The organism is Alteromonas ulvae (genome assembly GCF_048987005.1).
Taxonomy (GTDB): domain Bacteria; phylum Pseudomonadota; class Gammaproteobacteria; order Enterobacterales; family Alteromonadaceae; genus Alteromonas.
This window is the reverse complement of sequence record NZ_CP185261.1, coordinates 2180490-2206416: the sequence shown is the minus strand read 5'-3', so window position 1 is coordinate 2206416 and position 25927 is coordinate 2180490. Positions and strand designations below refer to the sequence as shown.

The 25927-nt window shown below is 42.6% G+C and carries 25 protein-coding genes; 10 read left to right on the top strand and 15 right to left on the bottom strand.

Features of this window, described 5'->3' with window-relative positions:
• Positions 1–96: 96 nt before the first annotated feature.
• Positions 97–798: a sensor histidine kinase gene (locus ACOJR9_RS09635; RefSeq protein ID WP_420932795.1), complete on the top strand. Its 702-nt coding sequence runs from the start codon at positions 97–99 to the stop codon at positions 796–798.
• Positions 799–959: 161 nt separating this feature from the next.
• The gene (locus ACOJR9_RS09630; protein WP_420932794.1) at positions 960–1718 is read left to right on the top strand and encodes a hypothetical protein; all 759 of its coding nucleotides are present in this window, start codon (positions 960–962) and stop codon (positions 1716–1718) included.
• 33 nt (positions 1719–1751) lie between these two features.
• On the opposite strand, the gene ACOJR9_RS09625 is transcribed toward ACOJR9_RS09630, so the two are convergent.
• Entirely contained in the window at positions 1752–2666 is a 915-nt protein-coding gene (locus tag ACOJR9_RS09625) for a LysR family transcriptional regulator (RefSeq protein ID WP_420932793.1), read from the bottom strand.
• 104 nt (positions 2667–2770) lie between these two features.
• On the opposite strand from ACOJR9_RS09625, the gene ACOJR9_RS09620 reads away from it, so the two are divergent.
• The 3 genes from ACOJR9_RS09620 (at position 2771) to ACOJR9_RS09610 (ending at position 5721) form a co-directional block, all read left to right on the top strand.
• Positions 2771–3478 carry a CoA transferase subunit A gene (locus tag ACOJR9_RS09620; RefSeq protein ID WP_420932792.1) on the top strand — a complete coding sequence of 236 codons (708 nt, stop codon included), beginning with the start codon at positions 2771–2773 and terminating at the stop codon, positions 3476–3478.
• A complete protein-coding gene (locus tag ACOJR9_RS09615; RefSeq protein ID WP_420932791.1) occupies positions 3478–4134 on the top strand; it encodes a CoA transferase subunit B in 657 nt (218 codons plus the stop codon). The genes ACOJR9_RS09620 and ACOJR9_RS09615 overlap by 1 nt, the downstream gene beginning before the upstream one ends.
• Positions 4135–4389: 255 nt before the next feature.
• Entirely contained in the window at positions 4390–5721 is a 1332-nt protein-coding gene (locus tag ACOJR9_RS09610) for a DEAD/DEAH box helicase (RefSeq protein ID WP_420932790.1), read from the top strand.
• Between the two features lie 93 nt (positions 5722–5814).
• Here ACOJR9_RS09610 and ACOJR9_RS09605 read toward each other — a convergent pair whose 3' ends face one another.
• The 3 genes from ACOJR9_RS09605 to ACOJR9_RS09595 form a co-directional block, all read right to left on the bottom strand.
• Positions 5815–6057, bottom strand: coding sequence for an EF-hand domain-containing protein (locus tag ACOJR9_RS09605; protein ID WP_420932789.1), 243 nt, complete (start codon positions 6055–6057; stop codon positions 5815–5817).
• A 71-nt stretch (positions 6058–6128) separates the two neighbouring features.
• A complete protein-coding gene (locus tag ACOJR9_RS09600; protein ID WP_420932788.1) occupies positions 6129–7139 on the bottom strand; it encodes a rhodanese-related sulfurtransferase in 1011 nt (336 codons plus the stop codon).
• A gap of 156 nt (positions 7140–7295) precedes the next feature.
• A complete protein-coding gene (locus tag ACOJR9_RS09595) occupies positions 7296–7856 on the bottom strand; it encodes a VC2046/SO_2500 family protein (protein ID WP_420932787.1) in 561 nt (186 codons plus the stop codon).
• A 130-nt stretch (positions 7857–7986) separates the two neighbouring features.
• Here ACOJR9_RS09595 and ACOJR9_RS09590 point away from each other — a divergent pair, with 130 nt between their 5' ends.
• Positions 7987–9627 carry a response regulator gene (locus tag ACOJR9_RS09590; RefSeq protein ID WP_420932786.1) on the top strand — a complete coding sequence of 547 codons (1641 nt, stop codon included), beginning with the start codon at positions 7987–7989 and terminating at the stop codon, positions 9625–9627.
• An 81-nt stretch (positions 9628–9708) separates the two neighbouring features.
• Here the strand turns inward: ACOJR9_RS09590 and ACOJR9_RS09585 are convergent, their stop codons facing one another.
• Positions 9709–10551 (bottom strand): DUF6279 family lipoprotein, encoded by an 843-nt coding sequence (locus ACOJR9_RS09585; protein WP_420932785.1) that lies wholly within the window; start codon positions 10549–10551, stop codon positions 9709–9711.
• Between the two features lie 152 nt (positions 10552–10703).
• Here ACOJR9_RS09585 and ACOJR9_RS09580 point away from each other — a divergent pair, with 152 nt between their 5' ends.
• The gene (locus tag ACOJR9_RS09580) at positions 10704–11699 is read left to right on the top strand and encodes a 6-phosphofructokinase (protein WP_420932784.1); all 996 of its coding nucleotides are present in this window, start codon (positions 10704–10706) and stop codon (positions 11697–11699) included.
• A 223-nt stretch (positions 11700–11922) separates the two neighbouring features.
• Here the strand turns inward: ACOJR9_RS09580 and ACOJR9_RS09575 are convergent, their stop codons facing one another.
• The 4 genes from ACOJR9_RS09575 to ACOJR9_RS09560 form a co-directional block, all read right to left on the bottom strand.
• Positions 11923–12750 (bottom strand): LytR/AlgR family response regulator transcription factor, encoded by an 828-nt coding sequence (locus ACOJR9_RS09575; RefSeq protein ID WP_420932783.1) that lies wholly within the window; start codon positions 12748–12750, stop codon positions 11923–11925.
• Between the two features lies 1 nt (position 12751).
• The gene (locus ACOJR9_RS09570) at positions 12752–13825 is read right to left on the bottom strand and encodes a sensor histidine kinase (protein ID WP_420932782.1); all 1074 of its coding nucleotides are present in this window, start codon (positions 13823–13825) and stop codon (positions 12752–12754) included.
• A 226-nt stretch (positions 13826–14051) separates the two neighbouring features.
• Positions 14052–14513: a DUF962 domain-containing protein gene (locus ACOJR9_RS09565; RefSeq protein ID WP_420932781.1), complete on the bottom strand. Its 462-nt coding sequence runs from the start codon at positions 14511–14513 to the stop codon at positions 14052–14054.
• A gap of 185 nt (positions 14514–14698) precedes the next feature.
• Positions 14699–15382 carry a flagellar brake domain-containing protein gene (locus tag ACOJR9_RS09560; protein WP_420936006.1) on the bottom strand — a complete coding sequence of 228 codons (684 nt, stop codon included), beginning with the start codon at positions 15380–15382 and terminating at the stop codon, positions 14699–14701.
• Positions 15383–15568: 186 nt separating this feature from the next.
• Here ACOJR9_RS09560 and ACOJR9_RS09555 point away from each other — a divergent pair, with 186 nt between their 5' ends.
• Entirely contained in the window at positions 15569–17461 is a 1893-nt protein-coding gene (locus ACOJR9_RS09555) for a M61 family metallopeptidase (RefSeq protein WP_420936005.1), read from the top strand.
• A 168-nt stretch (positions 17462–17629) separates the two neighbouring features.
• On the opposite strand, the gene ACOJR9_RS09550 is transcribed toward ACOJR9_RS09555, so the two are convergent.
• From ACOJR9_RS09550 to yejK, 3 genes are all read right to left on the bottom strand, one after another.
• Positions 17630–18415, bottom strand: coding sequence for a M23 family metallopeptidase (locus ACOJR9_RS09550; RefSeq protein ID WP_420936097.1), 786 nt, complete (start codon positions 18413–18415; stop codon positions 17630–17632).
• 505 nt (positions 18416–18920) lie between these two features.
• Positions 18921–19796, bottom strand: a complete 876-nt coding sequence (locus ACOJR9_RS09545) for a 6-carboxytetrahydropterin synthase (RefSeq protein WP_420936004.1) — start codon at positions 19794–19796, stop codon at positions 18921–18923.
• Positions 19797–19861: 65 nt separating this feature from the next.
• On the bottom strand, positions 19862–20968 hold the full coding sequence (yejK, locus tag ACOJR9_RS09540; RefSeq protein ID WP_420936003.1) for a nucleoid-associated protein YejK: 1107 nt from the start codon (positions 20966–20968) through the stop codon (positions 19862–19864).
• A gap of 159 nt (positions 20969–21127) precedes the next feature.
• Between yejK and ACOJR9_RS09535 the strand changes: the two genes are divergently transcribed.
• Positions 21128–21343, top strand: a complete 216-nt coding sequence (locus ACOJR9_RS09535; RefSeq protein ID WP_420936002.1) for a DUF1414 domain-containing protein — start codon at positions 21128–21130, stop codon at positions 21341–21343.
• Positions 21344–21355: 12 nt separating this feature from the next.
• Entirely contained in the window at positions 21356–22876 is a 1521-nt protein-coding gene (locus ACOJR9_RS09530; protein ID WP_420936001.1) for a DUF3413 domain-containing protein, read from the top strand.
• Between the two features lie 239 nt (positions 22877–23115).
• Here the strand turns inward: ACOJR9_RS09530 and ACOJR9_RS09525 are convergent, their stop codons facing one another.
• From ACOJR9_RS09525 to ACOJR9_RS09515, 3 genes are all read right to left on the bottom strand, one after another.
• Entirely contained in the window at positions 23116–23781 is a 666-nt protein-coding gene (locus tag ACOJR9_RS09525; protein ID WP_420936000.1) for a D-glycero-alpha-D-manno-heptose-1,7-bisphosphate 7-phosphatase, read from the bottom strand.
• Entirely contained in the window at positions 23778–24659 is an 882-nt protein-coding gene (locus ACOJR9_RS09520; RefSeq protein WP_420935999.1) for a putative RNA methyltransferase, read from the bottom strand. Before ACOJR9_RS09520 ends, ACOJR9_RS09525 begins: the two co-directional genes overlap by 4 nt.
• Positions 24660–24799: 140 nt before the next feature.
• Positions 24800–25918, bottom strand: a complete 1119-nt coding sequence (locus ACOJR9_RS09515; protein WP_420935998.1) for an enoyl-CoA hydratase/isomerase family protein — start codon at positions 25916–25918, stop codon at positions 24800–24802.
• Between the last annotated feature and the right edge of the window lie 9 nt (positions 25919–25927).

The window sequence follows — 25927 nt, the reverse complement described above, 5'->3', positions numbered from 1 at the left end:
GATTAAAATGAATAAAATTCAAAAACATGTGTTTATTTTACCTCATTTTATTCTACATTATTAACAGGTTGTCGCCGCCTTATTAACCGAGACACAATGACATCTAATAAACAAATATCCACTAATATCGATTTTTCTTCGGTGTTAGCCGCCGCAGTGCACGATATGAAAAATTCCCTGTTTTTACTCATTCAATCGATTGAAGGGTTAAGGGACGCATTGCCAAAAGAAAATAGCGGTGCTAGGGAGCAAGTTGCAAACGTGCACTACGAAGCGTCAAGATTAAACACTAATTTGGTTCAAATACTTTCTTTGTATCGATCTGAATTAACGAGTATTCCAATCAGTGCTGATGAATGCTTTATTGTCGACTTAATTGACGATGTTATAGGCTCAAATACATTTTACATTGAACAAAAAAACATCAAGCTCATTGTGGATGTTCATGAAGATGTAAGTTGGTATTTGGATAGCGAACTGATCTATCTTTTAATAAACGATGTTATTGTAAATGCGTTGCGTTACGGCACATCATGTATTTCCATACATGCAAGTGTTGTTGACGATTATTTATCAATAAAAATTGAAGATGACGGTAATGGCTATCCACAGGAGATGCTCACTAAAAGTCATTCAGCGTTGAGTAATTTCGAACTAAGTCAGGGGCGCACTGGATTGGGTTTGTTCTTTGCTAAAGTGATAGCAGACGCCCACTCACACAACGGTAAAGCGGGAATAATTTCATTATCTAACGGCGGAAACCTCGGCGGAAGTGTATTTGAAGTAAAAATACCGTAGTATTAGTGCTTAACGTAATGAACTATGTCATAAGAACGAAGCAAAAGTTGGCAACTGAGCTCCTATTTTTTTTAAAGACAGTGCTTTTTAAGATAGCGTTTCTCAAATAGTGTAATTAAAAGAGAATGTGTCGGAAATAATGAACTGATGGAACCACACGCATGTACGTGATAATAATTATTCTTATTGTAGTATTGCTCATTGCCGCGATATTTATAAACGCCATTCAGCAACATAGACAAAAACTGGAAGCTGAGCGCAGAACTGAACTAGCAAAGCAAAAAACCATTGTTGATGAAACAGAAAATGTTCTTACTGCGTGCACGAATATGCCTGTTTCATCACGACTCATCGGTATTTTGCATAACCGGATGGCAAATGCACTAAAGGCAATAAACAGTATTGCTCCTACCCGAGATGTTAAACAACGCATTGAGAGTAGCAAACAAGCGGCAGACACGTCACTTCAAACCGATGGCAATGATAATATCGATTTTGTGCTCCCAGAAAACGACAAAACCATCATCCAATATATTCAAGCTGTCAAAAAGCTGCGAGTTTTGTTGCGCTCTGAACATAGCAAAGGGCAAGTGGGTTCAAAGCTGTTTTCTGAGGAAGATAAACAGTTAGAACGTCTTCAAGTTAAGGTGAATGTAGAAACTTTGATAAAACGAGGAAAAACAGCGCAGTCAACTAAGATGCTCGGTTCTGCCCGTCAGTACTTTGAGAAAGCAAAAATTGCGTTAGAGAATCAGACCAACCATGATGAATATGTTGCAACGAAACTTGCTACTATTAATACATGGCTACAAGAGATTCAGTCTGATCTGAAAAGTGTTAACGAAAAAGATCGTGCGAGGAAGCAAGAGGAAGAGCGTGACGAATTAGACGAGTTATTTGCTCCTAAGAAAAAGTGGTAAACTTCTTTGCTCCAATTTGATCGAATAGTTCAATCAGGTGCTTGTAATTGGAACACCCATTTCATCAGAATAGCGCTCAGTGGCGAGTTGCCACAGAGTTTGCGCTGATACAGACAATCCCCTTCGCTCGTTTCTTAATAGCCCGACTCGTTTGCATAAAGAAGTTTCATAAAAAGATAGGGCGATAAGCCCTAAATCTTCCATCTGTTGCTGACAAATCGAGGGCATAATAGAGATCCCCAAGCCGCTTTTGATCAATTTACCTAATGTGGCTAACTGCCCAGTTTCTGCCACGATATTGGGCTCACCATATTGTAACAGCTCTGCTTCGGTCCATTTTCTTACCGCTGAACCACGATTCATCATCACCAAAGGGAAATTCAGGCATTGCTGCCAACTCGCCATATTATTAAACTTTGCAGCTTGCTCAATAGATGCTACAACAACAAAGTGATCAGTAAACAAGCTCACAAACTCCAATCCATCCTTATGCTCGGGTTCAAAGGTAAAGCCAATTTCTGCACGTCCGTTTCTTATTTCCTGTACAACTTGCTCCATCACTACGTCTACAACACGAAGGTTAATATTGGGCGCTTTGTGATGAAAGTCGCGCAGCAGGCTCGGTAAATGTGACTCTGCGAATGACGGCATTGCGGCAATGGTAAGCTGACCTTTTGCCATTGCGAATAAATTCTGAATATCCGAAAACGTATTATCCCAGTCTCTACTTAAGCGAAGTGCGTTGGGTAGCAGAGCCTCTCCCTCGGGGGTTAAACTGACATTTCGTGTGTTTCTCTTGAATAATCTTCCACCTAATTCAGCTTCCATTTTCTTTATTGAAGAAGACAGCGCAGGCTGAGTGAGGTAAAGCCTAGCCGCGGCCTCCGCAAACGTTGTAGAGTGAGCAACTTCAATAAAAGCACGCAGATGACGGTAAGAGATATTCATAACAATTAATAACTTTATTTTATTAATAATAAGATAAATTCAATTTTACATAAGTTGCTACAGAACAGATACTACTTATTAACAATCCATAGGTGGAGAAATAAATGTCTGGATTCAATAAAGTAGTCAATACATATGAAGAGGCCCTATCGGGCTTGGTAGACTCGATGACAGTAATAGCTGGAGGGTTTGGTCTTTGTGGTATTCCTGAAGGTTTAATTGCACATATTAAAACCATGGGCGTAAAAGATCTTACTGTCGTATCGAACAACTGTGGTGTCGATGGATTCGGATTAGGCTTACTGCTGGAAGACAAGCAAATTTCTAAAATGATCTCATCCTATGTTGGCGAAAATGCATTATTTGAGAAACAGTTGTTGAACGGAGAACTTGAGGTAGAACTGACGCCTCAAGGTACTTTGGCCGAAAAAATGCGCGCTGGTGGTGCGGGTATCCCGGCTTTCTATACCGCTACCGGCTATGGAACCCCTGTGGGCGAAGGGAAAGAAGTTAAAGAATTTAATGGCCGGCCTTATATATTAGAACACGCCATTACGGGCGATTTTGCTATTGTAAAGGCATGGAAAGCAGATAAATTTGGTAACTGCGTATTCAGACATACAGCGCAAAACTTTAATCCTATGGCGGCAACAGCAGGTAAAATTACGGTAGTGGAAGTAGAGGAGATTGTAGAGCCTGGAGCCTTGTCACCTAGCGAAATTCATACGCCGGGAATTTACGTCAATCGCATTATTAAAGGCGAGTTTGAGAAGCGTATTGAGCGTCGTGTAGTAACAAAGGAGAACGTGTAATGGCTTTAACAAGAGATCAAATTGCAATGCGAGTTGCACAAGAGTTTAAAGACGGCGACTACGTAAATCTGGGGATCGGCATTCCTACCCTTGCGGCCAATTATGTGCCTGCCGATATTAGCGTTATGCTTCAATCAGAGAATGGCTTGTTAGGGATGGGACGTTACCCAACAGAATCTGAAGTCGACGCAGATATGATTAATGCTGGAAAAGAAACCGTGACGGCTATCACTGGCGCGTCCATCTTTAATAGTGCAGAGAGTTTTGCCATGATCCGTGGAGGTCATGTAGACTTTACGGTGCTTGGGGCCTTTGAGGTTGATGTGTCTGGCAATATTGCGTCTTGGATGATCCCAGGAAAGCTAGTCAAAGGGATGGGTGGTGCGATGGATTTAGTAGCAGGCGCCAAGAATATTATTGTGACTATGACTCACACAGATAAAAACGGTAACTCAAAACTTCTGCCAGCGTGTACGCTCCCCCTAACAGGCGTAAACTGTATAACGCGTATTATCACTGACCTCGCCGTTTTATCCGTAGAGGACGGTGCGTTTGTATTGCAGGAAAAAGCGCCTGGTGTTTCAGTAGAAGAGATTAAAGAGAAAACTCTTGGTAAGCTTATTGTGCCAGATGATGTAGCAGAAATGGTGTGCTAACTTTTCCCTGCGTATAACAAGGCCAGAATATACAACGCGTGAAAAAGTAAGAGAATCCCCTTCTCTTTTCAAATGTTGTATGTTCTGGCTTTTTTGTTTTTAAATACCATGTTTAAGAGACAATGTTTAATTGTATTAGTGTTTAATAGTAATTCAGTGTAATAGAGCATGTTTTCAAAGATTAGAAATCGCTTGCTTTCAAATCGGTGACCTTTGAGGGATAATGCGGGTGAATATTCATATAGAGGCTCTACCTTGCTAGTTACTGACTTACCGGTTCATCATAAAATTATCTCCAAACTTGAAAGTAAGAACATCACCACTCTTACGGAAATTCAGGAGCGGACAATGCTACCCGGTATTCAGGGTAAAGACATTATCGCGTCCTCAAAAACAGGATCAGGTAAGACTTTTGCCTTTTTAGTGCCTGCAATTAATCGTCTTATGTCTCAAAAAGCACTGAGTCGACAAGACCCTCGCGCACTGATACTAGCCCCCACCAGAGAACTCGCTAAGCAAGTTTTTATTGAAGCAAAATCGATGTGTAGTGGCTTGGGTTTATCTTGTGAACTCATTGTTGGCGGCGAAAACTTCAATGACCAAGTAAAAGGGTTAAGACGCAACCCACACATCATTGTTGGTACAGCGGGTCGTATTGCTGACCATCTGGTCGGCAAAAGCATGTTTTTAAACGGGTTAGAGCTACTCATTTTCGATGAAGCTGACCGTATGCTTGATTTGGGTTTTGCTGCACAGCTTAAATTAATCAACACCTATGCCGACCATAGAAAGCGTCAAACCATGCTGTTTTCTGCCACGCTTGATAACATTGAGCTGAAGCACATGACAACGCAACTCACTCACGGCGCAGTAAGGGTTGCCGTTGGTAGTTCTACTGGTGAGCATGGCGATATTGAACAAACCTGCTTTTTTGCCGATAACGTGAGCAACAAAGACGAAATTCTTCGGTTTGAACTCGCTAAACGAGTGTACAACCAAGCGATTGTGTTCACCGCTACCCGAGAAGATACCGATAGGATTGCTGCAATACTTAACGAAGATAACCTTGAGGCTATCGCCTTAAGAGGCGATTTAGCTCAACATCAACGTGCTTCTATCATGAGCAGTTTTTCTAGAGGCCAGCAAAGTGTTCTGGTAACAACGGATTTAGCTTCTCGTGGTCTAGACTTATCAAAAGTAGGTTTAGTAGTTAACTTCGACCTTCCCAAAAATGCCGATGAATATATTCACCGAATTGGACGGACCGGCCGAGCAGGACAAAAAGGCGAAGCTTTCTCTCTTGTTGGGCCAAGAGACTGGAACAGTTTCGAGACACTTAAAACTCATCTTCAATACGCCCTTGAGTGTAAACCTCATGATGAATTTAGTGCAAAGTTTGAAGGTTTCACTAAGAAAAAGAGTACGCAGAATAAAGGAAAACCAATAGCAGGTAAAAACCGTGATGCTAAGCCTGTTAGAGCAAAGCCTGTAAGACGTGTTGACCCTATGGGAGGGGCGGATATTGGAATGGTGCCTGTGAAGCGCAAGCCCCGTAATACCAGTGCGCCTGATCCTGAGGAAGAATAGTTAATAAAACATTAACTAATATTAACAAAGAAAAAAGCGAGCTTATGCTCGATTTGTTTGTTCGTGTTTGAATTGGTCGCTATTGCAAACGTATTAGTATTCCCACCAACACTCTTGCCACCATTCTAAAAACTCTTCGAAGTCTATAAAACCGTCGTCATTGCCGTCGATTAATTTAAAGCCTTCTTCAACGTGACTCGCCTTTGTTTTTGGCGAAATAATGGTTAAAAGCTCAATAAACTCTGTTATATCTATTTGACCATTTCCGTCACGGTCAAAAAAACTGAAGTCTTTTCTTATCTCTTCAATTTTTGCATCTGAAAGTTGAGTACTCACTCTCAATCCTTAAAACTTTACAACGATAGAGTGAGTGTATCGTCTCTCCTTTCGGGTGTCTATGCCTCTTTTTATTTTGCTTTTTGATTTACTTTTAAGGCCCGCTCGCGCTGCGCCTGAGCTTTTTCTAAACGCTTCTGTTCCATGGTAAGCCTAGCGTCGGTTCCTACGTGCTCTTGGTTTCTCGCTTTAGCAAGCTGCACTTGTTTTTCACGCTCTCTGAAACGGGAGATTTGATCCTCCGTGTGGGTACCGTAGCAATGAGGACAACTCACTCCAGGTTCATATTTTTCACTCTTTTTATCTTCCGCTGTAATGGGTAACCGGCATGCATAGCATTGCTCGTAATGACTTTTTTCTAAATCGTGGTTTACCGCCACTCGATTGTCAAAAACAAAACAGTCACCTTCCCACAGAGATTCTTCCTTTGGCACGTCTTCTAAATATTGCAGAATACCGCCTTCTAGATGAAAAACGTCTTCAAAGCCCTGTTCTTTTAAATAGGCTGTTGATTTTTCGCATCGAATGCCACCAGTACAAAACATGGCAACTTTTTTGTTTTTACTAGGGTCTAGATTTTTTGCGACGTACTCAGGAAACTCCCTGAAAGTATCGGTTTTTGGGTCTATTGCATTTTTAAACGTACCGATGTCTATTTCATAGCCATTGCGTGTGTCAATAACAGTAACGTCTGGATCGCTTATCAAATCATTCCATTCAGTAGGCTTTACGTAAGTACCTACGGTTCTTCGAGGGTCTATCCCTTCCACACCCATGGTGACAATTTCTTTTTTAAGTTTCACTTTAGTGCGATAGAAAGGCTGCTCATCGTGAAGAGACTCTTTACAGGAAATTGGGTTAATTCGCTCGTCACTGTTTAAGTAACGGATTAACGCATCGATACCTTCTCTAGGACCTGAAACGGTTCCGTTTATCCCTTCATTAGCGAGAAGAAGCGTGCCTCTGATGCCATTCTGTTCCATGACATCAGTCAGTGGTTGGCGCATCGCCTTAAAGTTTTCAAGCGCGACGAACTTGTACATCGCGCATACAATATATTTTGATTCAGATTGTGTAGACATTATTTTAACCTTTGCTGATTGGAGCGTAAGACCAGTGCAAAATGCGGCGCGCAATATATCAAAATACATCGTAAAAGCCAATCAGCGTAAGGACAAAACAAAAACAATAAGGAGTAATAGCAAACAATAAAGAAAACTAGAACGACAAGGATTAGGCTAAACAGCCATCTTCACTGTGTTATCAGAGAATTCAGTGTCTTTATCACGTTTGGGGTTGCTGTTGGGGCGGTTATATTCCCCACTAATAATGTCGTACAACATGGTGTTGTCTTCTTCGATATTACTTCTGTAGATATTTGCTAGACGCTTTTGAGTGCCAAGACTGCAGTTATTTTTAACATCATCAGGTATACGTGATGCATCGTTTACTTGCGCAAGTGGAGAAGGATTCATAGATTGAAAGAGACGTGCAGACGTTGAATCAGTAGAAATAAGCGAGGCCAACGTAGCCATGTTCGACCAGTCCTTGTCCGTGGCCTGCAGCCTAGGCTGTCTGTAATGACTTAGGCTGGCTATTTCGTCTTGATATCGAGCGTCTCCACTTTTAGCATGTGGTGTAAGAACAATAGGATGGGCTAATGCATTTTGATGCATGGCTAAGCATAGTGCAAAAAGGCGACCTTGTGATGCAGCTTTTGCCAACGTACCATTAAATTCCCAGTGGTAACTTGGGTCTAATTTAGCGGTGGGGTTAGCATTAACTGGCTCAATACTCATAACGCAGCGGAGTAGTCATATTCATACGTTAGTTGTCGGCTAAATAAGAATATTCTAAAGGAACAAATTGCCGAATACGCACTTTTACACCATTATTGTGGTTTTAGCTCTGTAAATCTTTGAGGATGCAGTGAAATACAGTGATAAAAGAGTACTAATTGTAGAAGATCAGCGGCCATTTTTACTCATGCTTAAAGGATTGTTGCAATCGATGGGAGCCACTAACATAGTGACAAAATCCTCAGCAGAACAAGCAACTTCCGCAGCGAAAAGTACAAAATTTGATATTGTGGTTTGCGACTTACACCTAGGCGCTGACAACAAAAATGGCTATGAGTTAGTAGAAGAGCTGCGAGTCAAGCGACTGATAAAAACGACCTCTGTATTTATTTTGATAAGTGCGGATAGCACACGCTCGATGGTGCTTGGTTCTATTGATAGAAGGCCTGACGATTTTTTAGTTAAGCCCTTTTCACAGGTTCAATTGAAGAGCAGGATTAGCAGAGCGTGGCAGAAACGACAGTTTCTACAGCCCGCCTACGACCTCATCGAGAAAGAGCAATTCACTGATGCGATAAAAGTATTAACTGCATTGTATGAGGAGCAGTCCCATTACAAGGGACATTGCGAACAGCTCTTGGTTGAAGCCTATTGTCGAACCAACAATTGCCAACAAGCGCTCCATATCTTAGCGCCTTATTCAAATGGTAAGCCTGTATTGTGGGCTCAAATTGCACTGGGAAAAACCTACATTCAAAACGCCGACTATGACAAGGCTATCACTATCGCAATGAAAACCCTTAAGCGAAATCGTTTTAGCGCTGATGCAAATGATATATTAGCTTCTGCTCATCAAGGACTTGAAAACCGAGAAGATGCCCTAAACGCAATAAAAGAAGCCATTAAACTATCGCCCTACTCTGTTTCTCGCCATTTTCAAGCCTGCGAAATAGCAAAGCAAAATCTTGATTTCGTCACTGCGTCGCTTTCGTGCAGCGCTATTTGGAATTTATCTAAACGTACCGTGCATAAAAACAGTCTGCATTGGTGTACGTTAATACGCAGCCTTCTTGATGTTGCCGAGCATTCAGATGACCAAAAGCAACGGAACAAATACCAACAAGAGGCTTTGCTAGCACTCCAACGGGGCAAATTCGATGAGCATCTTTTAAAAATGGACCGGAATTTTGATGTGGACATTTTTGGCAATATTGTCAACGCTAGGGTGAGTGCAATAGACGGCAAGTTGATTGATGCTAAAAAGCACTTGGTTAACTCTCAAGTTGCCATTGAGGAAAAGTACGCCGAGCATCCCACTGCCTACCTCCCCGATAGTATTAACGTGATGTACACATTGGGAGAGTACGATGATGCTATTGCCCTGTCGAAAATTGTGGCTACCAGAACGGATGAGTTAGATCAGAACAGCGTTTCAATGCTTGAACAAGAGGCAGAAAAAGCAAAAACCAACTTGGCCAACTATCAGCAGTTTAACCGCGAAGGTATACAGCACTATCAATCGAATTCCTTTGAACGGGCCAAAGCGTCATTCGCCCTTGCCCAAAATTATGCCCCAGTGAACATTGGTGTCGCGCTAAACCTACTTCAGTGCCTACTTCAACTATTTAGAATTATCAACAAAGCAGACTCTCAAATGGCAGGAGAATGCAGGCGTCTCTATAAATTATTGGACAATATTCCACTCAAGGACACCTACAGCCAAAAGTACTCGAACTTACGGGACGAACTATCCCTATATCTTGGGTTATAGCGATATTTAGTATGCTTAACATTGCAATCAGCCTCTGATGATTAGCTAAACCATCATTACTGTCTGAAGCTTGCTGTAAACCTACTTCTGAAACTTGTCTATCGTTGTAATATATTCATCAATATTCTCGACCAGGGTTTTCTTTTGAGAATCGCTGAGTGTGGATGCAACTTCCACAATCATGGTTGCTCCCACTTTCATATTATGGGCGCTAGCTTGCTGATAATCCTCGCTTCGGTATTTATCTGGATTTTGCATTAAATACGTCAAGTCTCGGATAAAGTTTGGATTAGTGGTTTTGTTAATGAATAATCGACGGGCTGCATTTTGAATTTTTCTTCGGTACTGCAACCATTCGTCAGACGTTGACACAAACTGTGCGTTGTAGGTAGCAATAATTTGTTTTTGCTCGTCGGACAAATCTCCAATGCGCTCTTCCACGTTGTCAGTCATCCGCTCAATACGCTTTTCAGTGCGTTCTGCCTCTGACTGTTCGAGAAACTCTTTGTGCTCCTCTTCTTCTTCTTTGTTGTCTTTTTCTAGTGTGGCGAATAAAGACACTATTTGCTGGTCAGTAAGGTCAACGGCAAGCTCAGCCAGTTCTGGGCTTATCTCCGCTCGTACCCTTTCCCAATGCGTTCTCACATCGTTAATGTGCGCATAAACCGTATCGTAATCTAACTCGCTGTTTAGTACTTGCTGTTTCAACGTTTTAAGTTGATTTTCATACCGTTTCAACTCACTTCGTTTATGCCATTGAAGCCAATTGGTTAAATAGTCATCAAACCGTTCTTCTTGTTCATCGCTAAGCTCCACATAATCATCTAGATACCAATATACCCACCAATCTAGATTGTCGTAGGCGAGCTTGGAGGTACACGCCGAAAGAGAAAATAGCAGAAAAAAAATAATAGCTACGCGCATTTCGATTAGCCTTCAATATGTTGTGTGCAAAGAGCGTATTAATATATAGACCGCTAAGATGGAAAAAGTGCAAAATAAATGGCTTTACCTTACAGGCAGTCTGCTCTACTTTTCATATTATAAGAACGAAACCTACTGAGAAGGATTTTATTGTGTCAAAACGTATCGCAGTATTAACGTCGGGTGGTGATGCACCAGGGATGAATGCATGTATTAGGGCAATTGTGATTGCCTGCAAAAAGCGGAATTACGATTTAATAGGTTATCTTCATGGATATAATGGATTAATTAAACAAGAATATATCTCTCTTTCGCTCGACTCTACTCACAACCTCATTCAGCAAGGGGGAACCATACTGCACAGCGCTCGGTGCAAAGCTTTTACTGAAGAAGCAGGCCTTAAGCAAGCGGCAGCTAATTTATCCGAGGCAGGAGTAGGTACACTTCTTGTTATTGGTGGAGACGGTTCATTCCGCGGGGCCACACATTTAGCCGACCATTACCATGGCCAAATCATCGGTATTCCAGGCACCATAGACAATGATATAGCCGGCACCGATGCCACCATTGGTTATTACACTGCCATAGATACTGCAATGAGCTCAATTGATAAGGTACGAGATACTGCAGACGCATTTGAACGCATATTTTTAGTTGAGGTGATGGGAAGACACGCCGGTTTCTTGGCGCTGAACGCAGCGCTTTCGTCAGCAGCAGATTATGTGATTTTACCAGAATTTTTTGAGTCGCCAGAAAGTGAGATTAAGAAAATTCTCACACAAATTCATGCTCAGCGCCGTGTGAGAGGCTCGGTAAGTTTTATTGTAGTCGTCGCAGAAAACGTATGGCCGCAAGGGCTACAGGCCCTCACTAGCGCGCTTAACGACAGTGGAATTACTGACGTAAGACCAGTAACTCTCGGACATGTGCAACGAGGAGGTACTCCGGTAAGCAACGACAGGCTACTTGCCACTTCGTTAGGTGAATACGCAGTAAGTCTTGTTGGTACGGGTAAAAACAATGTCATGGTGGGTGAAGTGAACAGCGAACCCACTGTTGTGCCACTCACCACAACTAGCGATAAAAAACCGTTAAACAGTGCGCAAGTTGCTTTAATGAAATCAATAATGAATGAGAGATATAGTTAAGGCGTTAAACCTTTCTGAACATGCACTTATCGTGGCCTGAACACTACAAACATCGCAAATAAAAAAATTCATAATTCAATAGTGAGTATTAAATTACGTCATGACAAGACAAGCGATATTGTGGCGCTTGTCTTGCTAGTCGTTTACTTCAAGTAGCGTGGGAGCTAGGGTTTTAAGTAAATAACATTACGACACGCAAGACTGTATTCAGAGTAAAACTCAACTACATTTTCATTGCAGCTTTCACTTTATCGCGATGACTTCTGCTTACCTTTAGTTCTGTATCATTTTGTAAAATGAGGTGGTATTCGCCGCTAATATGACTCACTAGCTTTTTCACAAAACGAATATTAGCAATAGCGGAGCGATGAACTCTGACAAAGAACTGAGGATTTAACTCCTGTTCCAACTCTTTCATAGTTTTACGCATGATGTGCATACCGTCTAGCGCGTGAACACACATGTAATCGCCCGCAGCATCTATCCACTGAATATCTTGAACATTGACGCGCGTAACTTCAGAGCCATCTTTAATAGCAAGAACATCTGGGTAAGGATTGGTTTCCAAAGGCTCACCATTAGCTAGCTTGCGCAGTATTTCTTCACAATCATCGCCAGTTAATTCTGCAACTAAACTCACTAGCTTTTGTGACTGTTCATCTTGATGCGCTGTACTGGTATATTCTCTTACCTTATCGAGGGCCGCGCCTAGACGTTCATCGTCTGCAGGTTTTAACAGGTAATCCAAAGCATGTACATCAAACGCTTTAATAGCATAGCTATCATAGGCAGTTACAAAAATAATCATTGGAATGGGTTGTTTCAGTTCACGAAGTTTGTGAATGACTTGAAACCCGTTAAGCCCAGGCATTTGAATATCTAGGAAAACAAGGTCTGGACGATGTTGAGAAATACTACTTACCGCTTCAAGACCATTTTGGCACTCAGCCAGCACTTGAATATCGCCATGACGTTCAAGCCTTGCACGTAAACCTCTGCGAGCAAGAGGTTCATCGTCTACCACAATGGTTTTAATCATTAGCTTGGTCATATTATATATCCTTTACGTCATAGGGAATACGAATTCGTACTCGCACTCCCGAGGGCTGATTATGCTCAATAGAAAATGCGAAGTTGCGTTGGTAAAGCGACTGCAGACGCTCTTTTATGTTCACAAGTCCCACACCATTCTTACGGCTTAACTGACCATCTTTTATATCCGCGCCAGGGCCGTTATCGGCCACGTCCATCAATAGATCGTTGCCGAAAGTACGTGCTGTTATCGCAATTTGGCCGCCATTTTCCATTTTCGAAATGGCATGTTTAATCGCATTTTCGATAATTGGCTGCAATATCATACTTGGTACTAATGCTGACTCGCATTTAGTATCGATATCCCATACTACTTCTAAGCGGTCGTCGAATCGTACTTTTTCGATTTCAAGATAGAGACGTAGTGCTTTTATTTCTTGGCCAAGTGGGACACGCTTGATGGGATCGTTATCGAGTGAGTAACGTAAAAAGTTGCTTAGTTTAGAAACCATGGCCTCGGCGGTGTCATTCTCTTTTAATAGAATTAACGTCGATATGGCGTTTAGAGTGTTGAATAGAAAATGAGGATTTAATTGATATCGCAACATTTTGATATGAGCTTGGTGCGCCATCGTGCTGGCTTTGAGCGCATTCTGCTTCTCTTTTTGCAGCATTTGAAAGTTTTTAATACCAAAATAAACACCACTCCAACAACCAACCATAATGAGCGAGTTTATTGTATTGGTAAAGTACATGTACCATTCGTCTGGTCGATAGCCGTGCTTGTATATTTCCCAGTAGTTAATGTTTTTTACCACGGCCCACACCAGCGCCACGATATAGCACGATGCGATAACAATTAGGATCATCTTTAAAGGAGAACGCTTTCGAGCCCACCGATAGACATAGCGCAACGGAATAGTCAGCAACCAACCTGCGTATGCGTTAAGCATGATAATGAAAACCCAAATGGATCTTACATCATGTAGAAAAGAGCCTATGTAGTAAATTAGCGCAAATCCTGCCCACCCTGCACTGTGCAAAGTCCAAAATAAACGCTCATTACTTTCAATTACTCGCTGGAAGCGACTCACTGTAACACCAACTTATTATTACCAAATGTAGAGCTTATTCCCTGATTATACGCTTGGAATTCGATGACCCAAGCAGCTTGGTCGTGTTGGTAGTGCGTCTGGTCGCAGCAACAGGTGGGGTTACCTTTACTGTATATTTTCGCAGCAATAGATGCTTTGTATGGATAAAACGAATAGATTAATGTAAACACATGGTGCTTATTTAAATCCAATTCAAATTGCTTACTTAATAGCTAATATTCATTCGTTTGAGCCAGTGTACCCACCACCAAGCAGGCCCCACTAAAAGAAACCGAAGATCTTCGAAAAATGACGGTTTTTTTCCCTCTATTTTGTGACCCACAAATTGTAGAATCCACATAACCACAAACAGCGCTAAACTGGACTTCCAAACGGACACATCAAAATGGACCAATAGATTTACCACACCAAAACACGCAATAGTGAGTAATGTCATAGCCGCACCAATAGGACCAGAGAGAGAAAAATAATAATACAATATTGGAATAGCAATGATGTGTGCCCAGGTAATATCAAAATGTGCTATGGCTTCCGGGGTTGGTATGCTCCACAGCAAACCTAGCGTTACTAGGTAAATACTGGGTACTGCAATAGCGTGAATAATCACATTGATTTTATTTTGATGACTCTCACCGTACTGCATCAACAGCCTTTCAATACTTCTCATTGTCCCTCACCTTATTATTTGAATTATGAGTTTGTTAGGTTTTTAATTAGTCCACCGAGCTAACTAGCCATTCACTTTCTTAACTAAGCTCAAAACCTTTACACCAAAGGTTAACATATCCGCATACCCCGTTATGTTGACACTACAGGTTTTGATAACAGTACAAATGGTCCGTTTAAAAAAAACTATGACACCAAAGTATGCCTTGCGAGTAACTCGCCAATCATTGCATCACCAGATTGAAATTTGAGCCCGTAATAAACTATTCGATTATCTAGCTTGTGATTTTTGACCATGGCTGTAATTTCAACTGCCTCTCCATCAAGCATATATACAAGTGTTATTTCGGTATTGTCAATCAGTATAGGCCACTCAGGTTTCACCTGAAGTCCTATTTTACATCCGTGTTTTGATAAGTCGACGATGATGCCTGACGCATTCTCATCACCTTCAAAAACATCCGACTTGATGTCTATGGCAACACCTGGCAGTGAACGGGTTGAGGCTCGAAGGCCTATTCGCTGTATACGTGAAGGAAAGCTGGTAATTAATATTCCGGCAGGTTTAGAAAGTAGTTTCAACACTTTTACACGATAGGCAATGACTTGTCCGGTGCTTCCTTCTACTATCGAACGAACCACAATGTCGTTATCAACTGTTAACGCGTCTCTTACCGTTATCCACTTTGATGAGGTTGGAATATGAAACATCATAAAGTGGTTAGAATGCATGCCTAAGTACTCTGTTTTAACGCGTTTTGACGCCGCTGGCATGGCTATCTCAAGGTCAACGATATTCCCTGGACGAAACGCATCTAACGCTTCAAAGTCTTCATTGCTTATTGCTTTAGTATCAGTTTTTGCAACCATAGGTTTACTACTTAGATCTTCTCATCCTGTTAGAAGCAATATCTGTCGAATTATCGCCAATTAAAAAACATAGTCGCTCCGACATTATTGTCGCTGTTGTCTAGCGCGTTTCATGCTTAAGTAAGCTCGCTTCAGTAGTTACTTATAGTACACTAGTTCTCAACTACGTAAATACAATGAGTTTTTATGACCGATATCACGTTGCATTTTTCACTTAAGTTATCTCTATGGCAGGCTCATCAGTTCGATGTTCGGCTATTAATTCCTGCTCACAATACCTCTTCACTAACGCTTTCATTACCCAGTTGGATACCAGGTAGTTACATGGTTCGCGATTTTGCAAAAAATATCATTTCATTGACCGCAAAAAAAACGTCTGCGAATACGCTAGCAGCAGAACCATTCACTCAATCATCAGTTAACATTGAGAAGTTAGACAAACAAACTTGGTCAGTACAAACTGATGGTGATGCATGCATTATTGACTATACAATTTATGCTAATGACTTATCTATTCGGTCTGCCTTCATCAATCATGAATATGCATTCATTAACGGAACCAGTGCTTTTTTACATGTTGAAGAATTTGCAAACACAACGCATAAGCTTGACATAACGCTAGACGATAATATTCCATTCAATTGGAATGCGCATACGTCGATGGAACCGCGAGAGCGCTGCTCCGCAAATGGCAAATCCGATGTCTTGGTAACAAGCATGCTAGCCAGCGAAGGTAATGAAAAAGTAAACGGTAATAATAGGGCTTGGTATTTCGAGGCGAAAAACTATGATGAATTTATCGACCATCCTATTTATGTCGGCGTAGCGGACACTTACGAGTTTGAAATAGACAATGTGAACTTCACGCTGCTTTTTTCTGGTAATAACACTATTGATTACGCAAGAATTGCAAAAGACTTAATCCCCATTTGCCAACACCACTTATCATTGTTTGGAACGCCGTATCCAATAAAAAATTACTTGTTTATGACCCTGCTTGCCGATAATGGCTTTGGTGGGTTAGAGCACAAATATTCTACTGCATTACTGTATCCTCGGTTTGAACTTCCTTTCGTTGGTGACGGCGAGGAAATGACAGATGGATACATTACATTTCTGAGTCTTTGTAGTCATGAATTTTTTCACACATGGCACGTGAAACGCATTAAGCCTAATGTGATGGTGAAGCCGGATTTATCCAAAGAAAACTATACCAACCAACTGTGGATATACGAGGGTTTTACAAGCTTTTACGACGACCTAGCCCTTGCTCGGGCTGGCACAATACCACCACAAAAGTACCTCGACATTGTTGCGCAAAATATCAGCAGGCTTTTGCAAAATGCTGGACGATTTAAGCAAAGTGCGGCTGAAAGTAGTTTTGATGCATGGACAAAGTTTTACAAACAAGACGCCAGTGCCACTAACAATATTGTTAGCTATTACACCAAGGGCGGTATTATCGCGTTGGGGCTTGATTTGTTATTGCGAGAGCAGTCTGGCGATACGGTGTGCCTCGACGATGTCATGCGTGTTTTGTGGCAACAGTACGGTAAAGACGAGAGCGGAACGCCTGACAATGTCATACAGATGCTGTGTAAAGAGCACTTTAGTATTGATGTATCAGACTATTTGAATAGCGTTGTTTACCACACTGAAGATGTGGAATTGGAAGCATTAGTTGAACAAATTGGTATTGCACTTCGTACTCGAGCAAAAGTATCTAGCGAAGATACAGGCGGCTTATCATTAAAAGCCCCAATAAAACGACAGCTTGGCGCAACATTAAAAGCTGCCCCAATGGGTTTAACCGTTGTTCAAGTTTTCGAAGGACTGGCCGCCATGCGCGCGGGGATCCTTCTTAACGATAATATTATTGCCATAGATGGGCATGTGGTTGCTCAAGGTAAGTTACAACGTATTTTGGATACAACTTTTGAGTCAACAGCAGAAGTCAGCTTGATTCGAGACGGCCAGTTGTTAAACGTAACCTTACCTATTATGGACGCGAGAAAAGACATGGCGTTTTTTGAGATAAATGACGCGGACGCGTTTAGTCATTGGCTTGGCGTAAATTAATACATCAAGAGGTGGTGAAATGGGACGGTACACAGGGGGCGTAACAACGAAGCGCCCCCTGTGTTTTAGAAACCCTAGTTGAACGAGGCTTTTGTTTATCAGTACGTTTAATTATCGAAGCTCTTGTTAAAGAGACGCTGAATTAAAAAGTGTTGATCCATCGTGTTTTTATTCAGGAGTTCCAGCAACAACAGTTTGCGGATCTAAACGCATTTTACCGAGATTAATACGCCAGTCTAGATGAGGCCCAGTGGCTCGCCCTGTCTTACCGATGGTACCAATTTGCTCACCTTTTTTAACCACATCTCCAACATTAACCGTCATAGTGTCTAAATGAAGGAATGTAGAGAATACTCGCATACCGTGATCGAGAATTAGGGTGTTTCCCGAATAATACAAATCGTCTGCCATGGTCACAACGCCATCTACAGGTGCAAAAACAGGCGTGCCTATTGGGCCACCCACATCCACACCGTAATGGGGCCACTTTGGGACCCCATTCAATACACGCTGACTGCCGTATACGCCAGTGATGGGGCCTTTAGCAGGCCATTCAAACCGTGTAAATAGCGCGTCTAAATCGCTGTTAGTGCTTCTCGCGTTTGCTACATTAATATTGTCTTGCTTTATTCGCTGAGTGACCGATGAAGGCGGCGTCACCATCTTTTGTTCTAAACCGTCGATACGCTGAATAGTGTAATCACGCTTTTCTAACGTTATTTCACGCACTGTTTCACTGCCATCAGCAAGGGTTACTGTCAGCGTATGGTTGAGTGGTGCGGTTCGTTCAAAACCGATAACAAATTTCCCGTCTCGATTTGTAGCTACAACATCATTGTTTAGCTTCACAGTTGCATTGATAGGCACTTCGCCACGCAACAATGCACCTTGAGTAAAAACTCCGTTTAACACGAGTGTTGATGGCTGCTTACCATCGCTGTGCTCTGTATCCATTTTACCGCTTTGAACCGCCATGCTGGTGGATAACTTAGCCCCAGCGAGCATATTATTAGGCACGTTACTATTGGGCGCATCGCCGCTTGGGAGTAAGCTGCCTGGAAGTGAGCTACCTGAAAAAGCGCCAGTGGAATACACGTTTGTAGCATAAGCGTTTATAGAAAAGCTCCCAATAACAAATGCTGCTAGCACAGAGGTGAAGTGCCTAGTGCTGTTTCTAGAATTTAGTGAAAACTTCATGAGGTCGAAATCCTTTACCAACAAAAATGTGTACTTTGCAGAGCCTCTAATAGGAGTAAGCAGGCCATGTCTTTACGACAAATAAACAAGCCGAGTAAAAATCATTATTCTACTTAGGGCGTGTTGAACTTTGTTGTACGAGTTCTGGGCTATATGGAAGTATTTTAAACGCGAAACAGTCCTGTTGGCTTAGTGGGCTAAGTCAAAGGGCAGTAGCCAGGATACAGAAGCTTAGCCTTCACACAAACTTTTCGGTTACGCGTTACCCAGAAACTAATGCGCCCTTGCCAACGCCTTCGTACGCAACCACTCTGCATTCGCCGTTTGGCGTTCTTTTCTTTTGTTCCACTAGCAAATACTGCGCTAGACACTCTACTGTGGAATCTGTCTCAATCACTTCACACACTGCTTTAGCGATAAGTAGCTCAAAGTATCCTTGCGACGATTCATAACCAAAACACAAATAGTCTTCAGGTGCGTCAACAGAGCCCGATAACTTTCTGTCAGCGTACTTAATTTCGTCTTCCCGAGTGGCAACGTAGATATCTTCCCAACGTTTTGCCCAATAGGTTTGGCTTTCCTCACATATCTTGCCATCGAGATAAATGTCGATACGAGACCGGTGACCGTGAGCAATACGTTGACAGTTGCCGTCGTGCTTTTTAAGTCCGTGGGTATAGTGATAAAAGGGTGAGGTTATCACTTCCGTTCGTAGATTCAATGTCAAATTATCCACGTTTTCGGGAAGATGCGTGGCAAGCACCTCTTTGAGATAAACCCCTACCGAGTCCATGGTGATCACATCGGAATATAAAATAGCGTAGGCTTCAGCAGGGCAATAAAGCATGATTTTCTCGCCGTTCTCACGGGTAAAACGCACTTCAACTTGCTCGCTGTCTTCATCGTGAATAACCTCTGCCCCACGATATTCTGCGGGCACTAGAAGTTTGTGATCGACATATTCGTCAATCAATCGCTTGAGGTTTTTCTTCACGTGTCCAAAATCTTGGACCATGCTCTCTTCGTTCAGCTCGCCGTCCAATATTACATCGACAATCCAACTTTCCCCTACCATTCCGCGCTTGGGGCAAAGGTAAGAAAAGTCCATTACTGTCAAATCATTTACAAATAATTGCATAACACCCTTTAATCGAGTTTATTTTCTGTTGCTAGTATACTTTTTTTATCACTTAAGCGCAGTCATTAGTCCATAGAGGACTGACGATTAAGCTGATCCTTTAAGTTCGGTGGAATACCGCGGATGGTAAGGGTATCGGTGGCAGGGTCGTAAAATACTCTATCACCTATCAGTTTGCGCTCGAAACTTACAGACACACCGCCACCTTGACCAGTAAATTTCGCTAACTGTTTTAGCGCGGCAGGATCAGGCTGTATTTCTCTCTCTAGCGGCACGTCTAGCGAGTCGGTAAACGTGGCAAAGTTGTTTTTCGTTTCCTCATTTGAGGGCAAACGGTTGGCTAATTCATCTACCGATAAACTTTCGCCTGCATCAATCTGCTCTTTGAAATAAGATTTTACTTGCTCTCGATGTTGATGCTGCTCTTGCGGATCTAGGGATTCGCTCGCCAAATAAGCATCAACTGAGGAAATAAGCTGCTTATTTTGCTGTTTTACATCAACAAGCTCTTCACAGCCAACAAACTGCATAAAAAAGTCTGATACCTTGCGGCCCATTCGCCCTTTAATAAAGCTTACGTAGCGCTGTTGTTCAGGTTGAATATCCCACTGCGTTAAATCGAAACGCACGGCTAACTGCATTCTCGCTAAATCAAGATGCTCTCTTGCTGATAAGTCGAGCGAATGAGTCACCTCAACGTGGGAGCGCGTATTGAGTAGCGCAATCATAAGGAACTGAGTAGACAAAAACTCATACTGGCAAAATATTAAAAAGCCAGTTTCAACTGTACCTGTGTCTGTTAAGGTTTTAACAAGGCGACGTGTGGCGGCAACAGAGAAATCGTGAAATGCGTTTTCCACATTGTCACCCCCTGCTTTATGTGCACTTAGGTAATGTTTTAAGCCCTCAGCGAAACCTGATACATTCTGTATTGCACTCTCTTGTGAGCTGTCTTCGTCGCTATCGTTAGCATCGGCGCTGCGAGGTACTTCTGAAACAAAATGGCCAACGCCCTTGCCAGGTTTAGCATTAAAGCTGTGATTTATTTGATGAGCGAGTGACTCTATTTCTGGGGTAACCGCTAAACATTTATCGCGAGGGATAGCTTCAATTTTTTCTTCCTCGTTAACGATTAAACGATGAACAACAAAGTGGTGGATCAGTGCACTCATAATTAATCGGGTGTCCTGTTGCTTAAAAAGTGTATGAAATGCCCAAAGAACTGTGGGTTTTTAGAATGAATGATTGTACTCACTCAAACAACGATTATAATCATTTTATGAGTAAAACCATTCTTTTTATCAAAGAAAACATAAAAAAGAGGCGTAGCAATGCCCCAAAATAGCCGTTACAGCAACGACGAATTCGAAGCGTTGATGAACAAGGTAATACTAACACTTGAAGAAAGTGGTGCAAATCGCGATCTTTCACTTATGGTGTTAGGCAATGTCATTACCCATATCTTGAATACGCAAGTTAAGAAAGAAAGCCGCGAAGTGATGGCCTCTCAGTTTGCCGACGTGTTGAAGAAAAGTGTCAAAGCGTAATAAGGTAGTTTTATGATACTTGCCGAATCTCCTCGCCGCCAGCGCGTAACTAAGCTGGTGAACTGGGGGCATTGGTTTGCCCTAGCCAATATAATCATTGCTATTGTTATCGCGTCTATTTTCGTTTTCTCATCTCCAATGCCCGGCACTGGTGTGGGAACGGTATTTTTGCTGGCAAATTGGTTTGGTCATATTAGTTTTATGACGTTTTTTGGCTTTGTCATTTTTATACTCCCTTTGTGTTATCTCGTCAGTAACTCCCGCGTTATCAAAACCAGTGCATCCGTCATTGCCGCCGTTGGCTTAGCTTTATTAGCATTTGACGCGCTGCTGTTCAATCGAACAGGCTTTCACATTAGTTTTCAAGCAGCAGACCTACTTCGCAGCGAAGCACAGTCTCAAATAGCAATAAAAAATTGGCAGCAGTGGGGGTTCTTATTTTTGCTCTTCGTTGTGTGGCTCGGCTTTCAGTTAGTGTTAGCAAACGCCATTTATAAACGCATAGAACGTTTTTCAAAATATAAAATAGGTGTGCCGGTGACTACCTTCTTTGTAGCCTGTTTTGTTACAAGCCACGCCGTCCACGTATGGGCAGATGCAAAGCTTTATCAACCCATCATCAAGCAAGACAATATGTTCCCGTTGTCATACCCTGCTACTGCGAAAACCACCATGTCTCGCTATGGACTGTTAGACCTTGCCGCCTACGAAGAGCGCAAACAGCTCCAGTTTAATCCTGAATTTCACAGCACAACCTATCCAGCACAGCCGGTTTATTGCTCTGTAAACACCAGCAAAAATCTTACAGTGGTAGTTCAGATAGATGATGTGGCGATAGATAATTTAAGCACGTCACTTAACCTAAATCGGCTTGAAAATTACTACTCAACAGCAAGTAGCTTAAAGGGTTTGATGACTACGGCTTTGTTTGGAGTGCCGGAAATTTATCAAGACGCACTATCTCAAAAACGCCCCGTCATGTTGGCGCTTCCCTTAGGCTCAGGTATGCCTGTATCGGTTCACAGCGATAACCCATTTCCAATGTCACAACTTTCTGGTTATCAACAGCCTCAATCAAATGCGCTTGACGGCTTACACATTGCCTTTATGGAAGGTGTTGAAGTTGAGGATTACATTGAGAGAGCGATACAACGGCATCATGATGTTATCGTTGCTACAGGTTACGGAAGTGCTGACAGTAAGGGCGTGCTTTATAGCAACTTGCCACTTAATGCGGACGTTGCGAGCACTGAAGACCTAGCACCCACCATTTTAAATGCACTTGGCTGCAATGCCCCGAGTACTTTTTACTCGACAGGACAAAGTCTGCTTGCGCCAACACGTCCCTGGTTGGTCAGTACATCAGGCGAGCGCATTGTCGTTTTCCATGCTGGAAAACGTACAGACGTATTAAGCAACGGTAGCTATGAAATAACAGAAATGGCCTCAGGTAAGCGCAGTAACGATGCATTGAATGTGGACTTGCTCAGCCAAGCGATAAAACACCTGTCTCGCTTTTCTACACAGAATTAAGCGAGCCACGCTGCTTTAAAGGTACTGTTTGAAGTAAGGTAAAAATAAGCTGATAAAAAATCACGTGAAAATTAGCTTGCTGACAGTAGCTGCTTCAAAAAGGCTTACTGATATGAACATGGTGCTTGGGTTCAAAAAGGGCGAAAAACGAGGCTGTATAACCTTCAATAGACAAATGAAAAGCGGGTTAATGGTTATGCGAAACCGTTAACCCACTTTTCATTCGTGACTTACTCCACCTACTCTATTGCAGTAAGCTGCTGTAAACATTGGATTTTACGCACTCCTTCAATAATAGAATCTGTTGGTATGGCTTTTTCTGAAAGAAAGACGCTCTTTTTAAGGCCAGCCGCATGTGCTGCCTCAATATCTCTCCAGCTATCACCAATAAGTACGCTATCAATGAGTGCTATGCCAAGCTCTTGTGACGCCTGTATTAACATACCTGCCTTTGGTTTTCTGCATGCACAATCAATTGCGTATTTTGCTACGCTTCCCTCAATGTGATGAGGACAATAATAGACCGCAATTTCAGAGATTCCATTATTGGCAAAGTCTTTTTTTACCTTATCCATTAACACATGAAAGTCGGCTTCAGTGTAGCGCCCCCTGGCGATACCGCTTTGATTGGTGACAACAACAATTTTGTAATTTGCTGAGGCATACATTCTCACCACATCAAAAATTCCATTCACATACTCAAAGTCGTCGTAATGCCCCACATATCCATGGTCGACGTTTATCACGCCGTCACGGTCTAAAAACAACGCTTTGTGCTGCCTATGTGCACTTGTGCTAATGCTGTTATACATCTTCGATGGTGTTTGAACATGTTGACTTGAGTCTGCATACTCTCCCACTTGCAGCTTTGCTTCATCAGTGTTCAAAACGTTGGGCTTGTTCATTCGCATTTTTTCCACACTTGAACATGAAAATGGGCGGTGACATTAGTCAGCCCATCTACTATCTTCATAATGCTGTCTTGAGGTAGCTTCCAGTAGAATGGCGTCATTTTAACTAATGATAATGCATGATCATTGTTTGAAAGGGATATTTTAAAGCGCAGTCTCTCTCGTGTTACCAGAGAGAACCCTTCACGCTCACTAACATCAAGCTGATGTTTCTCAGGAGTATCATAAACTTGCTGCTTTATTTCGTACAAATGGTCTGCAGCCGGATCTACGGTGATCAGTAACCCGTGCTCTGGTGTAAGTATCCGTTGGTATTCGTCGTTGCTGCCGGGCGCAAATACTTGAAGTACCACATCTTGGCTGTTTGGCTCTAATGGGAGGTCAAAACTGCTGGCGACAACGAATGTGTGTTGTTTAAACGCCTTGGCAGCCAGTTCTACGGCTATTTTTGAAATGTCGCTGCCAGCTCCAACAACTTCAATGGTTTGTTTTTCTGAACCCTGCTCGCCTACTCCTTGATTTTGTGGGCCCTTCTCGCTTAGGCCATCCACAACAGCATTCAAATAACTGCCTTCTCCGCACCCCGCATCGTAGATTCTTACTCGTCCACGCTTTCTTATTTGTGGGCTTAAATGGTTACTGATCAGCTCGCATATTCTGTCTTTTAACGGTTTATAAGCGTTTCGCTGATGAAATTCTCTTCTTGCCCTTACCATTGCTTTGTCATCGCCCGGCATTTTTGACTTTTTAAACTGAACGGGTAATAAGTTTACGTAACCCGCTTTTGCTTTATCGAAGCTGTGGTTGTTGATGCAGCGAATTGGGGTTTCGTTTAGCGAGACAGATGTTTTACAAAGTGGGCATAGCCACATAGTGGAGGTCTTAAGGTCGATTGCGATGACAATAAGTTTATCAAATTGAATGCACTGACAGCAATGGCCTGTTTGCTGTCAGTGATTTTCACACCCAACTAGCCGGAAGTAGCCTGACTATTGCACAGAACACGCACTGGCTATTTTCCTAAGGACGCTAATGGATGGTTTTCCTCTGTCCATGGTGAATTAAAAAAATGCTCAACAACCTCTGCTGGCACTTTGTCTACAGATGCATATTTCCATTTAGGTGACATATCCTTATCTATCAACAAGGCGCGTACACCCTCCTGAAACTCGCCACTTTCCCCGCAGCGGCATGACATGTTGACCTCCATTTGGAAACACTCAGCGAGGGTCATAGATGCACCACGACGACACTGCTCGAACACCAAGTGCATCGTAATAGGCGAGCCTTTTTGCAACGTCGATTGAGCCCGGCTTAACCATTTATCGCCCTGCATATCGCAATTCAATATAGCGTTAACCACTTCTTCTGCACTATCGCCTTGGCAAAGTGAATTTATGAGGTCGCTGTGTTTTTCTATGTTGCCTTGAGGCAGCTCTTTGGGCTGCTTCAACGCGCCAAGCAACGTAGAAATCTGACCTGCCAAGTCGTTTGGCTGCCATGAGTGCTGTAACAGGCTATCAACCATTGTGTCTTTTTCAGTTGACGCCACCAGCACATCACCTAGCCCAACAAATCGAGCGTCCGCACCGTTCATCTGTCCGCCAGTTAGCCCTAAAAATAGCCCAGTCTTTCCGGGTAGTCTGGGTAGAAAGTAACTCCCCCCTACATCGGGATAAAGACCAATACTGATCTCCGGCATAGCTAGGCGTGATGTTTCGGTTACAACACGGTGGCTCGCGCCGCTTAGCAGCCCCATTCCGCCGCCCATCACGATACCAGCACCCCACACTATGATGGGTTTGTCATAGTTGTGAATGGTGTAATCAAGGGTGTATTCTGTTTTAAAAAACGTTTCCAAAAACTCTGGAACTCCCCCTTCGGCTTCCACCATAGACCGATACATAGACACTATATCGCCACCCGCGCAAAAGGCTTTATCACCCGCGGCATCAATGACAACGGCGACAACATCATCTCTGCTTTGCCACGCCAGTAATGCATCCAGCATTATGGTTGCCATGTCTAAATCAAGCGCATTCAATGCCTTTGGTTTGTTCAGCGTTAGCCGACCAATAACATGGCTTCCATTTTTTGCCGAAAGTTCTTCTTTGATAACAACTGAGTCCATATTGCGACT

Bases quoted from the DNA above. Each gene is read 5' to 3' on its own strand.
- ACOJR9_RS09635 (WP_420932795.1), top strand. From the start codon at position 97: ATGACATCTAATAAACAAATATCCACTAATATCGATTTTTCTTCGGTG.
- ACOJR9_RS09630 (WP_420932794.1), top strand. From the start codon at position 960: ATGTACGTGATAATAATTATTCTTATTGTAGTATTGCTCATTGCCGCG.
- ACOJR9_RS09625 (WP_420932793.1), bottom strand. From the start codon at position 2,666: ATGAATATCTCTTACCGTCATCTGCGTGCTTTTATTGAAGTTGCTCAC.
- ACOJR9_RS09620 (WP_420932792.1), top strand. From the start codon at position 2,771: ATGTCTGGATTCAATAAAGTAGTCAATACATATGAAGAGGCCCTATCG.
- ACOJR9_RS09615 (WP_420932791.1), top strand. From the start codon at position 3,478: ATGGCTTTAACAAGAGATCAAATTGCAATGCGAGTTGCACAAGAGTTT.
- ACOJR9_RS09600 (WP_420932788.1), bottom strand. From the start codon at position 7,139: ATGTCTACACAATCTGAATCAAAATATATTGTATGCGCGATGTACAAG.
- ACOJR9_RS09595 (WP_420932787.1), bottom strand. From the start codon at position 7,856: ATGAGTATTGAGCCAGTTAATGCTAACCCCACCGCTAAATTAGACCCA.
- ACOJR9_RS09585 (WP_420932785.1), bottom strand. From the start codon at position 10,551: ATGCGCGTAGCTATTATTTTTTTTCTGCTATTTTCTCTTTCGGCGTGT.
- ACOJR9_RS09575 (WP_420932783.1), bottom strand. From the start codon at position 12,750: ATGACCAAGCTAATGATTAAAACCATTGTGGTAGACGATGAACCTCTT.
- ACOJR9_RS09565 (WP_420932781.1), bottom strand. From the start codon at position 14,513: ATGAGAAGTATTGAAAGGCTGTTGATGCAGTACGGTGAGAGTCATCAA.
- ACOJR9_RS09560 (WP_420936006.1), bottom strand. From the start codon at position 15,382: ATGGTTGCAAAAACTGATACTAAAGCAATAAGCAATGAAGACTTTGAA.
- ACOJR9_RS09555 (WP_420936005.1), top strand. From the start codon at position 15,569: ATGACCGATATCACGTTGCATTTTTCACTTAAGTTATCTCTATGGCAG.
- ACOJR9_RS09550 (WP_420936097.1), bottom strand. From the start codon at position 18,415: ATGGATACAGAGCACAGCGATGGTAAGCAGCCATCAACACTCGTGTTA.
- ACOJR9_RS09545 (WP_420936004.1), bottom strand. From the start codon at position 19,796: ATGCAATTATTTGTAAATGATTTGACAGTAATGGACTTTTCTTACCTT.
- yejK (WP_420936003.1), bottom strand. From the start codon at position 20,968: ATGAGTGCACTGATCCACCACTTTGTTGTTCATCGTTTAATCGTTAAC.
- ACOJR9_RS09535 (WP_420936002.1), top strand. From the start codon at position 21,128: ATGCCCCAAAATAGCCGTTACAGCAACGACGAATTCGAAGCGTTGATG.
- ACOJR9_RS09530 (WP_420936001.1), top strand. From the start codon at position 21,356: ATGATACTTGCCGAATCTCCTCGCCGCCAGCGCGTAACTAAGCTGGTG.
- ACOJR9_RS09525 (WP_420936000.1), bottom strand. From the start codon at position 23,781: ATGAACAAGCCCAACGTTTTGAACACTGATGAAGCAAAGCTGCAAGTG.
- ACOJR9_RS09520 (WP_420935999.1), bottom strand. From the start codon at position 24,659: ATGTGGCTATGCCCACTTTGTAAAACATCTGTCTCGCTAAACGAAACC.
- ACOJR9_RS09515 (WP_420935998.1), bottom strand. From the start codon at position 25,918: ATGGACTCAGTTGTTATCAAAGAAGAACTTTCGGCAAAAAATGGAAGC.